8 protein-coding genes are annotated in these 14,333 nt (G+C 44.6%); 4 read left to right on the forward strand and 4 right to left on the reverse strand.

The features are described 5' to 3' along the window. The first annotated feature begins 9 nt into the window (after positions 1 to 9). The 3 genes from ACO0LB_RS06480 to ACO0LB_RS06490 all read left to right on the forward strand — a co-directional run bounded on the left by ACO0LB_RS06480 (position 10) and on the right by ACO0LB_RS06490 (position 8,466). The gene (locus ACO0LB_RS06480) at positions 10 to 3,210 is read left to right on the forward strand and encodes a DEAD/DEAH box helicase (RefSeq protein WP_423047656.1); all 3,201 of its coding nucleotides are present in this window, start codon (positions 10 to 12) and stop codon (positions 3,208 to 3,210) included. Positions 3,211 to 3,651: 441 nt separating this feature from the next. Then, positions 3,652 to 7,662: a PIN domain-containing protein gene (locus tag ACO0LB_RS06485; RefSeq protein WP_423047658.1), complete on the forward strand. Its 4,011-nt coding sequence runs from the start codon at positions 3,652 to 3,654 to the stop codon at positions 7,660 to 7,662. A gap of 321 nt (positions 7,663 to 7,983) precedes the next feature. After that, positions 7,984 to 8,466 (forward strand): hypothetical protein, encoded by a 483-nt coding sequence (locus tag ACO0LB_RS06490; RefSeq protein ID WP_423047660.1) that lies wholly within the window; start codon positions 7,984 to 7,986, stop codon positions 8,464 to 8,466. A 9-nt stretch (positions 8,467 to 8,475) separates the two neighbouring features. Here the strand turns inward: ACO0LB_RS06490 and ACO0LB_RS06495 are convergent, their stop codons facing one another. Beyond that, on the reverse strand, positions 8,476 to 8,790 hold the full coding sequence (locus tag ACO0LB_RS06495) for an OB-fold nucleic acid binding domain-containing protein (protein ID WP_423047662.1): 315 nt from the start codon (positions 8,788 to 8,790) through the stop codon (positions 8,476 to 8,478). On the opposite strand from ACO0LB_RS06495, the gene tnpC reads away from it, so the two are divergent. After that, complete coding sequence (tnpC, locus tag ACO0LB_RS06500) at positions 8,674 to 10,128, forward strand: IS66 family transposase (RefSeq protein WP_423047686.1); 1,455 nt, start codon at positions 8,674 to 8,676, stop codon at positions 10,126 to 10,128. The genes ACO0LB_RS06495 and tnpC overlap by 117 nt on opposite strands. Positions 10,129 to 10,209: 81 nt before the next feature. Here the strand turns inward: tnpC and ACO0LB_RS06505 are convergent, their stop codons facing one another. The 3 genes from ACO0LB_RS06505 to ACO0LB_RS06515 form a co-directional block, all read right to left on the reverse strand. Beyond that, positions 10,210 to 11,376 carry a helix-turn-helix domain-containing protein gene (locus ACO0LB_RS06505; protein WP_423047664.1) on the reverse strand — a complete coding sequence of 389 codons (1,167 nt, stop codon included), beginning with the start codon at positions 11,374 to 11,376 and terminating at the stop codon, positions 10,210 to 10,212. Between the two features lie 5 nt (positions 11,377 to 11,381). After that, on the reverse strand, positions 11,382 to 12,020 hold the full coding sequence (locus ACO0LB_RS06510; protein WP_423047666.1) for a hypothetical protein: 639 nt from the start codon (positions 12,018 to 12,020) through the stop codon (positions 11,382 to 11,384). A 400-nt stretch (positions 12,021 to 12,420) separates the two neighbouring features. Then, positions 12,421 to 13,638, reverse strand: a complete 1,218-nt coding sequence (locus tag ACO0LB_RS06515) for a tyrosine-type recombinase/integrase (RefSeq protein ID WP_423047668.1) — start codon at positions 13,636 to 13,638, stop codon at positions 12,421 to 12,423. Positions 13,639 to 14,333 lie beyond the last annotated feature (695 nt).

The raw sequence follows: 14,333 nt of genomic DNA on the forward strand, positions 1-14,333 counted from the left end.
GTTGTTAAAATGCCTTTATCTCTACAAGAACAGAAAGACGTGGTTTCAACTCCAGAAGTTTTAGAGTTCAATGATCCGCTATATTATTCCTATGAAAAAACACGTATCGGTGTCCTCTCTCAGCTAGCAATGGAGCCTGGTACATGGATTTTCAACGCAGTTCATATTGCTGGAGATGAATATAGGCTTGCGCATGAAAATGGCACAATATTTCTTGCCGAATTAAAACAAGGAGCAAGAAATAAAAGGCACGGAACATATAGTATAAAAGGCTGTGTAAAAAGAATTTCATCGACACCAATATCTCATTTTGAAGATGTAAGAATAAACGGTTGTGGTGAAAAAGGTACTTTGCGGACAGCTCAAATTGGTGCAATTTATGCGTTGCTTTCTCATTGGTCACTTTCAAGCGATGTTGCTACAGTTGTTCTCCCAACAGGTACTGGGAAAACAGAAACTATGCTCGTGGCGACTCTTGCGGATAAATCCGTAAGGACTTTGGTGGTTGCTCCAACGATTGATTTAAAAAACCAAATATCAGATAAATTTTCCTCATGGGGAATGCTACGGAGCCTAGGTGTAATTCCTAGAGATGCGCCGAATCCAATGGTTCTTACGTTAGACAAGATTGTGAGTGAAGATTTAGATATTGAAGTCATTTTAAAGGCCGATATTGTTATTTCCACTCCTGCCTTCCTGGCACGTGCGACTCCAGAACTAATGAGCCGTCTCGCTTCGCTTTTCACCCATGTCTATTTTGATGAAGCTCATCATGTAAAGGCTGATGAGTGGAATGTGATTAAATCTCGATTAAAGAATTCTAAAATTGTTCAATTTACGGCTACCCCATATCGAAATGATAGGCAGCCTATTGAAGGAAAAATTGTTTACAACTACCCGCTATCTCAAGCCTTGGCAGATGGCTGTTTTTCAAAAATATCTCTGATTTCGGTCGACGAGCGGCATCCTAGGAAAAAAGATAAATCCATTGCCGAGGCGGCCATGGCCAGACTTCGAGAAGACCGAAATAATGGCTATACACGACACCGGATGATGGTACGAGCGGAAGTAAGAGCACATGCGATAGAGCTTTTTACCAAGTACAAAGAGTGGTTTCCCACTGAAAGAATTGTCCTTGTACACTCTCAAACAGTAGGAAGGAAAGAGATCATCCAGAATATTAGATCAGGACAATATGACATTGTCGTATGTGTTGATATGCTGAAAGAAGGGTTCGATTATCCAGATTTCAAAATTGCTGCGGTACATGGTGTACATAAATCTCTTGCTGTATTGTTGCAATTTATCGGACGATTTACGAGAACGCAAGAGGGCCTGGGTGATGCATCATTTGTTGTAAATTATGCTGAAGAGAAAATGTCTATTGAACTTGAGAATCTTTTTCAAGAAGGTTCAGGTTGGGAAAATGTAATCAGCGAAATAGCAGATGAAAAAAAGGCCGAAGCAGAGTCATTATTATCTTTTCTTCAGGGCTGTAAACCTTGGTCAGGCTTCGACTCTCCCGATATTGAATTGAATCCGAAGCTTGTATATCCAGCACTTAGCTGCGTTTGTTATAGATGTGAGCAAGTAGACTGGCACTTGTTTAAAAATGCTTTTAACTTGCAGAAATATGCATTGTCACAGCCGTTCTATAACAAAGCAGAAAATGTATTCTATTTTACGACTCAAACGAGAGAAAAGGTCAAGTGGGCGAGAACGGATAAGATGAGAGATCAAAAATGGGATCTCATCGTAATGCATCATGATTCGCAAAAAGGAATCCTGTACATAGGATATTCAGAAAAAAACCTGGAAGTAAGCCATCTTGTAGAAAAGTTGAACGAAAAAAAAGCCGTTCCCCTTAATGGGGACTGCGTATTCCGTTCGTTCGATTCAATAAATCGTTTAAGTATCATTCATGCAGGAATATTTAAACCTGCAAATCATTTACATCGGTACTCTCGTCTAAGCGGAGCAGACGTGACAATTGAACTCACAAAATGGAAAGAAGGTAAAAGATGCCAGAAGTCCGATTTTGTTGGCGTTGGCTATCGAGGCGGATTTCCAGTTAGTGTTGGCGCGTCGGTCAAGGGGAAAATTTGGAGCCCATCTCGTGTCGGGAGTCTAAAGGAATGGAAATCCTGGTGTTTAACCATGGGTGAATTAATTACTGACGAAAATATAGATTCCAATCAGTTACTTGAGAATTCGGCGACAAAAACTCAGTTGGAAATTTATCCAGAAAATCTGATTGTCTTAGCGACAGATTGGGCAGAAGATTTGTATGACCGTATACATAAACTGACACTAGAACTTCCCGGCAATAAGTCAATTCTGCTTGCTGAAAGCGCTTTAAAAATAGTTGAAGTTTTTGACAATTCCGCGAGTTTTATACTAAATTTTTTTAATGGTAGCGTAAAGTTCTCAATTACTTTAGGGGGAGAAAAGGGGCATAACGTTGTGGGGCTTGATAACAGCAATATTCATATTGAAGGCTTGAGAAGCAATCCGCTGTCGTTGAAACAATTTTTTGAAGAGCATCCACCGACTCTTTTCCTTCTAAATAGTTGCACTATTTCCGGTTCCATACACACCGATTATGGAGACACACGTTTACTACAAATGCCAAAAGAACAGATGGAGTCTCTTACGTGGGAAGGAGTCAAATACACGCATGAATCAATGTATAAGGGAGCGACTCCAAGAGAAAACTCAATTCAAGAGTATATGATGCAAAGACTTGTTGATCAGGGAGCCAAAATTGTATTCAATGATGATAATTCTGGAGAGTCCGCCGATATAGTTGGAATTTTTATGACTGAGAATTTGATTCGTTTTGAGCTGATTCATTGCAAATATTCAAAATCGGAACAGGCAGGAAAGAGATTGGATGATCTCTATGAAGTCAGTGGGCAAGCGATAGTATCTCTTAGATATAAATGGAGACCGGAAGACTTGCTTAAGCACATTGAAAGAAGGGAGTCAGCGGGAGTATTAAAAGGTAAGCGGTTTTATCACGGTAGCATGTCTGCCATTGAGCAGATAAAAAGGGCGCTTAAATATACTGAAGTAAAATTCGAATTTGCTATAGCTCAGCCCGGGGTAAAAATGTCTGCGATATCATCAGATATGCATGATTTTCTTGGTTCAGTTTACTCTACAGTAATAGAAATGACCGAAACAAAATTGAAGTGTTATTTCAGCTAACATACAAAATCGGCGACAAGATTCTTTACACATTACGGCGAAGTAGGCCTACACAAGAATTATGGCAGCTTTCGTTGACGTCAACTTTCTCGTCTTAAATAAAATGGCAGTTCGGTTTTTCGAACTGCCATTTTATTTATTGACAATTGACACTCACAAAAATCTCCGAACAAAGTGAGTTGTCGAAAAACTGGGGTCATTTACATTGAGAGTTCAAAATGACGAGAGATGCCAAGATTTTCTAGACGCGTGGAACGAAATTGAAGTTCGCCGACATCACTTGCTGCGTGAAAGAAAAGTAGCTATTCTAAAATAACAGCCCAATGTGATAGCATATTTGCATGGCGTTGAATTGCTGCAGGAGTCAGTGTTCAATTATTTAGAACTCTAGATGTGGTACTCCGCATGATTAAAACCTTAACTCTCAAAAGTTGACATTCAGTGCGTACGCTAACAACGGAAATCAGAAAACCAGAGAATGCAGCAGACTTTGAACTCATGTGTACTGATGTGTACGGAGTTGTTTTCAAAGACGCCACCCCAAAAAGGAATGGCCGCTCTGGGCAAAGACAAGCTGGGGTAGATATTTTCGTCCAATCTGCCGTTGGCAGAATTGGGATTCAGTGCAAACGATACCAAGATGGTAAACTGAAGATCAAGCACATTCATGAAGAAATTGGACGTGCTGATTCCGCAAAATCGCCAATCGTTCGGTTAATTGTTGCAACGACCGCAGCTAACGACTCAGGTTTATTACGTGAGGTTTTAGACTTAAGTGATCATCGAGTTGCAATTGGCCTTTATCCAGTAGAAGTAGAGTTTTGGGGGGAGATATCTGCCCATATAAACCGTCATGCAATTCTTCAGGATAGCTTTGCTCCAACCTCGCCCGGCGCAGCCTATCATCGCGCTGAAAGCGCTGGCATTGAACATCAGGCTTCGTTGAAACAAATTACAGTGATGTTGGAAAGTGATAGCGCAAAGAAAACGGATATATTTGAAAAAATCAATTTAATGATGGCGCAGTCGTCAGGATCAGTTGACACTATGCTTCCAGCTGTTCGCACCGATTCCGTTAATAAGTATATTAACCAGCGACTTGATAACATTAGCGAGTTTTTAAAAATATCTCGTTATGTAGATGCATCCAAGCATTTGGAGGAGTCTGGACGAGACTTGACAGACTTTGACGCTCACCAAAAAGCGCGTTGGTATATGCAACGAGGCATTACTCGTGTTCATCTTCAAAACCCTCTTGCAGCTGCAAGCGATTTCGTTACTGCTTATCAGCTTTACCCAGCAGATGAAAAGATTGCTGCTGCCTATATCCGGTCATTTATTTTCAGTGACAGGATCGCTGAAGGTATTTCAGCAGGTGAAGTAGCTTTGCAGGTTTTTCCTAGTTCTTTGTATGTTTGGGTCGCTCTTACACAAGCAAGGATGATTGATGGCGAAGACATTGTAGTAGGTGATTTTCCTCCAGAGTTCGCCCATGAACCGGAAGTCTTGCAACTGCTGTGTTGGGCCGCTTGTCAGAGAAATGAATTTGCACTGGCAGTTCAATACGGAAAAGAAATCCTCACAATTGACAAGCATGATTTTTATGGGCGTTCAACAGCATTGATCGCTGCGCTATCCATGGCGATTGATGACCCTCTGGTGCGTAATCTTGTGGCAATTCCCGAGAGCATATTGTCAAACTTAGAGGCAGCGGTAAAAGTATTTGAACCTCGCTCCAAAAATTTGTGGACTAATCAAAGTGAAATAACGCTTGCAGCTGATGCATCAAATCTTGCGTATTCCTATATTGTGTTGTCGAAACCCGAGATAGCATTGCAAATTTTGGACGAGTACCCAATCAGTTCTTTACCGTTGCAATTTATCAATATCAAGCTTGAAGCGCTACGCGATTTAGGTCGATATACTGAATTTATTGCTTATGCGAAAGCCAGCATTACGGAAATAATGCCGCGGGCATTATTTATGGTTGCAGAAACTGTGGCCAATATTGGGGACATCGAATTTTTCGAAGTTTTAGTATCCCTCATTTCAACTCAGTTGCCAGAGTCTCTTGCAGAAGTTTCTTCATTGCGTTGGCTTGTACTTTATCGATCGGGCGATAAAGTTGCAGCAGTCAACGCTATTTTGACGGCTGGATTAGATAAAGAAACAAAACCTCTAGTGCTCCTGACGGCGATTAGAATATTGTTTGCATGTGAAGCCAAGGCAGTAGCCATGCCATTCCTTGATCGTGCTATATCTATAGCGACCAATGATGGTTCGCCGGAGGTGCTCTTATATCTTGCTGACTTGCTTTACCTCGCAAAAAGATATGCTGAGTCAGCCATGCTTTACTCAGCGAACATATCAAATTGCCCCTGCGCTACGCTTCGTCTCAAGTTACTTCGCGCCTATATCCGGTCTGGTCAACAGGGCAAGGCGCGTGTGTTGCTTGACAGTTTTCCTGTCGGATGGGAGAAAGATGATGAGATTCGCCGTGAAGGAATTTACCTCGCACAAATGGCAAGTGATAGATCCCGATTGTCATCTCTTGCTGCATTTGAGTTAGAGCGCTTTCCCACGAATGCATCGTCTTGGCTACTGATTATTCGAGTCAAGGTGCACGAACTGTCACCAAGTGATTTCATGACACTTTTGAGAACTATTCCCACAAACTTGGATGGAGAGTCTAAGGAGGTTGCTCAAATTGCCAGCCTTGAAATTCGCTATGGAGAGGTGGCGGCTGGAATGTTGCGACTTTACCGTCTTTACCGGAGTAATTTAGAGGATGCAGACGTTGCCTCGTATTTCATGACGACCATTTTAATGGCTCAGCCTGAACTTCCCTGGATGGATGCCAGCGTCTCCATGATCACCGAAGGATGTAGTTTTTGCTTGGAAGATGCGAATGGGGGTAAACATTTTCTGTCAATCGACCCACAGGCGGCTGGCGATTTGCCAAAAAATCCAAAATTTCTCAATCATCGCGATTCGAAATGTGCTCTATATTTAGGACTGGTCGTTGGTGATTTTGTTGAAGTCGAGCATAAATTGGGAACTATACAACGGTTCAAAATCGTAGAAATCACTACAGCATTTCGACGCTTGCTTCAATTGACTCAAGAACGAGCTGCGTCTCCTATTGATGGTTTGCCAAACATCACTAGTGTGCAGGTAGTGAGCGAAGATGGGGAGTTTGATTTTAGCGTGATGCATAATATGCAAAAATCGCGTAGCGAGCGAATCAATTTTGTTTTTGAGCAGTATGCCTCAAAGCAAATGACATTGGGAATTTGCGCGTGGGCTATTGGCACATCAGTTCTTAAGCTTGTCTATAACTGGCCTGCTAATCGCATAGCCATGAAAGTGACACCAGGTGATACTTTGACACGTGACTCAGCTCTGAGGCTTCTGAAAGCTGCAAATCCCACCTGTGTATTAGATTTGGCTACTTTGGCGGAATTGGTTCTGCTCAAGGCGGAATTAGTTCTTCAAGTATTTGACAAGGTATATGTTTCAACAACAACCCAACACGACCTTCATGCTGCACTTGAAGAGGCGGAAATTCAAAATATCGTAGGAACTACCGCAGAAATAGATGGCCAGTTTAGGGTCATTGAATACACCGATCAACAAAAAAAACACTATCTTGAATTACTTAATTGCATGCAGCTTTGTATTGACACCTATTGTGAGGTGATTCCTTCTTACGGCGCGCATGATATTTCAGCGGATGCGGTAAAGTTAGAGCCTTTTCTGGGACATGACGAATATCAGGCTTTGTTATTGGCACATGAAAAAAAAGCATTGCTACTTTCTGTTGACCAAAATTTGCGCGCAATTGGCAGCACGACATTTGGTGTTCAAGGCATTTGGCCACAAGTACTGCTTATGTACGCAGTGAACACTGGCTTAATAACAAAGAATGCATTTCATGGAGCGGTAGGCTTTCATTTCCTGGGAAATCGAAGCTATGTGTCTATCACCGGTGAGAATTTGGCATGGCTTATGATGCTGGATGAACTTGAGTTAAGCGCTACGGTGAAGCTCATCCAGCGAGAATTTTCTTTAGAAACTTCCGAATTTTGGTCTACTGTTGCGGCGCTTGAAGAATGCTTACAGGTATTGTTGATGAAGGGATCTCCGCTAGAGTCGATTTTGCGATGTATAGAAATTTTTTACGAAACCCATTTTCGCCATCCATCTTGTCCTGACAATTTTTTAGATACAGCCTGTAGGCGGATGTTTGCTTTTGTTCAGCGAATTTTTCTTATGGAGCCCTTGACCTACGTTGATATGCATGATGTGCCATTGAAGGAGGCTACGCTGAATTTATTTATGCGCCAAATTTACTCCGCAAAAGAGAAGGTGCTTACAATGAAGCAAAATGACATCATTGGTCTTACTGTTCTAAAGGTCGCGAAAAACCCCATAGTCGTAATTGATCCCTAACTGCGAAATTTTCTGTTTTTATGATTGTGTTTAAAATTTGTAATGAGGGGTATTGTGCTCGTGAATAACAACATTGCTTCGATTTAAAGATGAAGTCGCTTGGTTGGTCCCACGACATTTTGAGTGACTGAGGAATGATCTGACACTTCTAAAACTTTGGAAAGGCTCTGGATTGTGAGTGGGATCAGCACGGATTATGACATCGTAGAACATCGGCACAGGTTTGCCTCTTGGGCCGCTGGTAGAGCTTACTCTCGGCTAGGTCCCGGGCACGATATGCAGACAGCGTGGAAATTGGTAGACCGATCGGGGCTATCAAAGGTGAATACACCTGATGATCTACCTGAGCCTAAGGAGGTGGACCAGTTTCTAGATAAGTTAATTGTCGGGGTCATGGATGTGGCGTCGGGGATTACCTATTTACGAAAATCAGCAGACAAGAAACCTGTAGAAACTCAACTTTTGTGCTCGTATGGACGAGCACAAAAACTAGTGAATATTTACTTAAAGTCGAAATTGGTTTGTGCAGGCTGGCACGACGACGCTAGTGTGAAAGCGCCACACCCACCAATTGATAGAGTGTTAATTAACTCTATTCGCTCACATACTGCGAAAAATAGTAGCGAGCATCACGAGGCCAGGATAGTTTTTTTGCGCGCTCAAAGACTCGGTCAAAATTGGACGTCCTTTGACAAGGTTACTTATGATGCTTACATTGATACTATCAAGATCATCCAACGCAATGAGGCATTATGGGCTGTTGAATGGTTGTGGAGCCCAGCGAAAGAGAAAAATGAATTGTAGTAGCTACAGCTAACAAAAATCCCGACTCTTCGTCTCCAGTTCTCCAAGAAGATGCGACAAATCCACCAGCCGCATCGCAATCAGGTGCTTCACATTGTGCTGGCTTTGCCAGCGCCCATACACACCAATGAGTGAAGCACCATAAATCTCCCTGCGAAACTGCTCAACGACACTCTGCCAGCAGATCACGTTGACATTCCCTGTCTCATCCTCAATCGTCAAAAAAACCACACCGTTCGCGGTCTGAGGGCGTTGTCGCACAATCACAATCCCGCATCCGCGTGCCAGCATGCCATCGGCACTGACATGCAGGACAGCGAACAACAGCGTGAACTGTTTGAAACGCTCGACACCGACTTAGCCGCCGTCACTGCCGAAATTGAGCAACTGGCACTGACAAATCCCATACCAGCAGAGCCAGCCAAACAGCAACCCAAACGCGTCCGACTACCAGCAGAATTGCCGCGCACTGATATTCATCACGAACCGGATTCAACGCTGTGCCAGTGCGGTTACCAAATGAAGCGTATCGGCGAGGATGTGTCCGAGAAGCTCGATTACCAGCCCGGCGTGTTCACAGTTGAGCGCCATGTGCGTGGCAAGTGGGTCTGCCATCCATGCGAAACATTGGTACAAGCGCCGGTACCTGCACAAATCATCGATAAGGGCATCCCAACCTCAGGATTGCTGGCCCAAGTGCTGGTGGCCAAATATGCTGATCATTTACCTTTGTACCGCCAAAGCGGTATCTTCGAACGGGCAGGATTGGCCATTCCCGATTCCACGCTAGCCGAATGGGTGGGCCGTTGCGGTGTGGCGCTGCAGCCGTTGGTGGATGCGTTGAAACAAGAATTATTAACCCAACCTGTACTGCATGCCGATGAAACGCCGCTTCCCATGCTCAAACCCGGAAACGGCAAGACTCACCGGGCCTATCTGTGGAGTTATTGCAGCACGCCGCTAAGTAGCATGAAGACGGTGGTATTCGACTTTGCAGAAAGCCGAGGCGGCAAGCATGCCGAACAATTCCTGGATCGATGGCGGGGTACTCTCGTCTGCGATGACTTCCCAGGTTATAAAGCGCTGTTCAGATCCGGTATCACGGAGGCCGGATGTATGGCGCACGCCCGACGCAAATTCCATGAACTGTGGGCAAACCACAGCAGCCAGATCGCTGGAGAGGTATTGGATTTATATGCGCGACTCTACGGCGTGGAACGCGAAGCAAGCCTGCTCGATCCGGCGCAACGATTAGCCATTCGTCAAACGCAAGCCAAGCCAGTTGCAGACGCATTACATCAATGGTTACTGGTTCAACGTCAGCGAGTTCCTAGTGGCGGCGCTACCTTCAAGGCAATCGAGTATAGTTTGAATCGCTGGTCGGCGTTGACACATTACCTCAACGATCCCCAGGTACCGATCGATAACAATTGGGTTGAGAACCAGATTCGTCCCGTTGCATTGGGCAGAAAAAATTGGATGTTCGCCGGTAGCCTGCGCGCAGGCAAACGTGCTGCGGCAATCATGAGTCTGATCCATTCAGCCCGGCTCAACGGTCACGATCCTTACGGGTACATGAAGGACGTATTGGAAAGACTGCCATTGCAACCATTCAGCCGCATCGGCGAACTACTTCCACACAACTGGAAGCCTGCTCAATAAATCCGATCATCAATCTAAGGATCGGTCAACCTGTGTTGACCGGGTGCTTACGGTTTAGGTGTTGAGGTGAGGGTTACAGTCTTATTTGACTAAATTGAGTATGGGCATTTTAGGATGAGATTGACTGTCAGTGGATTTTCCACCACGGAGTACATTTAGCATGAGGCCGAATGTAAGCGAGTTGATCTCATCAGTTGAGATATGTAACTCGCTTGCAACCGTTTGCTTCGAAATTCCGTCTTCACGTAACGCAGAGAAAACCTTCTCTAAAATCACTGATTTCTCATGAGGACTTCCTTCAGGCTCTTCTTTGCGATATCCATTTTCTCCTAGCTGTATACATAAAGTTCGGTATGTCCAATCACTCGTCATTCCAAGCGAGTGCATTCTGTAGTTCAACGCAGCGACCGAAACGTTCCAATACTTTTTGTGACGAACTAATGCCGGTAATGTTGCTGCTTTGGGGGCGTTACTCAAGACACTTTTCCTAGGCATTAAAAATGCTGAAGCGAACGCGTTTGCTTCTCGTTCTAATTCCGGGCCATGAGATTGGCCATGTCGATGAAGTACTAAGTGCCCCAGTTCATGTGCGGCATCAAACCTACAATGCTCAGCAGACTTATATGTGTTTAGGAATATGAAAGGTCTTCCTCCGTACCACATTGAGAAAGCATCTACTTCTTTCGCATCAATCGCTAATGAGTAGACTCTGATGCCCTTTGACTCCAGCAGGGCAATCATATTTTTTGCGGGTAGTTCACCAAGCCCCCATTGTGAACGAAGAGCTTCGGCAGCGGACTCAGGTTCGTTTGCCGATCTTGGCGTTGGAAATGGAATGCCTTCTTGGATAGTTGAATTTTCCGACAACTGAGTAAGTCTGCTTGGTTCTCTTCCAAAATCCGGCAAATCATGCGAAGGCAAGTTGAATTTGGATTCAATCCATTCATTCAACATCAATGCTATAGATCCGGCGCCAAGCGCTACATCACGTTGTCGAGCGCTCATCTTTGTCATTGACCTAAAACTAGCGATGTCAGGAGTAAGTTCTTCAGGATCAGCATCTAAGAAAAATGACTCAGGAAACTCAAGGGCATTGGCGATTTTAGTTAGGGACTGTGATTCGGGTTGCTGGTCTCCTTTTTCGTAAGCAGAGATGGAGCGCTCGCTGATGTCTATAAGCTCAGCGAGATCTTTCTTTTTCATTCCGCGCCGTTTTCGGGCGAGGGTTAAGCAAGTTGGATTAAACATTACAACTAAGCGGATTTCTTACTAATGAAGATATCAATATCAGGTTGATCTGGTGCAGTGATCTGGACAGGGTCCCCGTCCAGATCGATCTTGCCTAACAAGATGCGCTCAGACCACAAGGCGAACATCCCGTCACTAATTTCCGTAGGACGCGAAAGCTCCGAATGAATCCCGTCTTTGGTGACGCGGTGCAACAAAACCCATGTGTCACGGGCGCCTTCTGCGCCCACTTCTTTCACTGGGAGTAGATCTGCAAACATATCAGCTTGCCGGTTCGACTCAACAGCAGCGATAGTGTGGCGGCCTTTTGGGCTTTTATTAGATGGTGTACGCTCGGCATGTGCAACATTATCATCGCCCGATGCGACAGCAATAGCCACCGTTCCACCTGGGTTAAGGGTCAGTTCATAATGGCCTTCGTCCAGTTTTTGCCATCCTTCTGGTACCAGTAGGTCACGCAATGCTGCAATTGTCTCCGCAGTCATCACTATGTAGCGGTATAGGCGAGGGTGATGATTCGTCGTACGAACGCAGTAGAGATTGGCTTGCCGGAGCGCTTCAAGGAGGAGTTCTTCCTTCAGGCCCAGTTCTGCGAGACGTGTCGAGACTTCGACGGGAGAGTGCACAATTTTTGCGGTCTGCATAAGATACCTTTTAGGATAGATGACTTCCGATAATTCTACCGCATTTGTGGTAAAAAAAACAGAAGTTTGCCATTAGTTTTAAAAGGCTTCTCGAGCGCCGGGGGAGCGCGGGCCATGATGTAGCGCGTCCGCCATTGACCATATCTATTTGGCGCTAGATGAGCCGATCCTAATTCAATTGCACCAAGGAGTTAAATACCGGAGAGCCTTGTCGAGCAAATGGTCGTCGGCATGCTTAATGAAAAGTTCAGTACGGCGTATATTCTAATTGTCGAGCAGTGCGAGATAACTGGTTTTTCCAATCTTTCAACTGAATTCCATATCCGTCCTGCGCGATTCCGTGCGATAGGAAATTTGAGTGGGAACGTATGCACGATGTAAGCCAGAGACACAAGGATTTTCAGTCCTTTTGTCGCAATAAAGATGAGATTTTAAGAAAATCTGCCCAAGCTTGCATTAGTGGCCGGCGCTGCTCTAACAAGTCCGTCCTGTGATAAGCCGCCTCTACCTTATTCTCGACTTGATGTGCCAATGACCGTTCTGCTAAATCACGAGAGTGGCCGTTTTCACTGCACCAATCTCGAAAACTCGATCTAAATCCATGAGCAGTGGCGACTCGACCAGGAGTGTCACTATGCGCTTTGACTCGACGCAAGAAGCTTGTCAATACCATATCAGAGAGTTCGACTTGATCGCGTGGCGAGGGGAACACGAGATCGTCGTGCATCTCTTGCTGTTTCTTTAAAATCTCAAGCGCTCGCACTGGCAATGGGACTCTGTGAATTAATTTTGCTTTCATTCGTTCCGCAGGAATTGTCCAAATAGCATTGGTCCAATCTACTTCAGACCATTTCATTCCTCTTACTTCTCCTGAGCGAGCCGCCGTCAGAATCAAAAATTCCAGCATGGGCCTTGTAACATCATAACGTCCAGCACCATTCAGGTGACTTGTTACGAAGGCAGGAATATCCTTCCATGGCATCGCAGGATGATGCTTAGTTCTAATTGATTTGCCAGGTTGCTGCGGCAGCAAATGATTGACCACTGTCACAGGGTTTGATTCGCAGTATTCATGTGCCCAACCCCAGGCCATTACCGCATGTAGGCGTTGTTTTAATCTGCTGGCCGTTTCCGCTTTCTCTAACCAGATGGGACGCAAAGTGTCTGCTATATGCCTCGGTAGAATTTTATTGAGCGGCAAACTACCAATTAGAGGGAAAGCGTACTCAGTGAGTGTGTTGATCCATTGCTGCCCGTGTTTTTCATTCTTCCAGGCAGGTAATAATTCAGCATGCAAAGCCTCAGACGCTGCTTGAAAGGTGGGTACGGTCAATTTAGCTTTAGACTTAATTTTCTCCTCAAGTGGGTCAATCCCTTTTTCAATTTTCTCCCGCATTTGCATAGCAGTTTTTGCAGCCTCGGCAATGCCAATTTCAGGATAGCTGCCTAAGCCTGCATTGCGACGCTTGCCAGTGTCAGGGCTTACAAAACGTAATACCCATTTGCCACTACCTTTTGTATTGGAAGGATGTAATGCAAGACCTGTCACACCGCCATGTGGCAGGGCTACTGAGTCGGGTTTGATATTGCGGGCTTTTAAATCAGTGAGAATTGCCATAATCATCCATGAAAACAGAACGGCTGGTATGCCATTCAGTATGCCATTAATGCTTGGATTTTAATAGATTGCGTTGGAAGATATTGGACTGGAAACTATATAAGTTATTGATATTTATGGAGAATATTTATTTAATTGGATTTGATTGGAATGTATATTGGCGGACACAGCCTCCGCCAACGAATACGAAAAAGCCCTTGATAATCAAGGGCTTTTTTATTTTCAGCACCTTGGAAGAGGGCACTTTGAATGCAAGATTTCGTGGGCTCATTTAACAAAATGCGGAAAGCCTTTCCGCAACTACCTGCTTATCTAGTCGGTTTTACCGACTCGCCAATACGTCGATGCACAGTTTTGGTTATCTTTTTGTCACTATTCCCCAATAATTTGCTGGCATCTTGTAAATCTAATATCTCGCTTGCCACTTTGGGGCGTATGTCCCTAAACTGAAATTGCAAAATCGAGCTGGATGCGTCTTCGTCACTAGCAGACTTTGCGTTTTCTGCCGCGGCAGAGCGAGCGCGATCAAAGCGCAGGCGCAACGTCCATTTATTCAATGGCTGATCCTGTGGCCCGCCCCCCAAAAAAATTAGTACGATAAAGATGTAGAGTTTGCCTATCGAGGCAGCATGAAAAAGCGATTTACGGGAACACAAATCATTGGGGTGTTAAAGGAAGCGGAGGTCGGCGTGAAG

This window comes from Undibacterium sp. SXout7W (genome assembly GCF_049339385.1).
Taxonomy (GTDB): Bacteria; Pseudomonadota; Gammaproteobacteria; order Burkholderiales; family Burkholderiaceae_D; genus Undibacterium.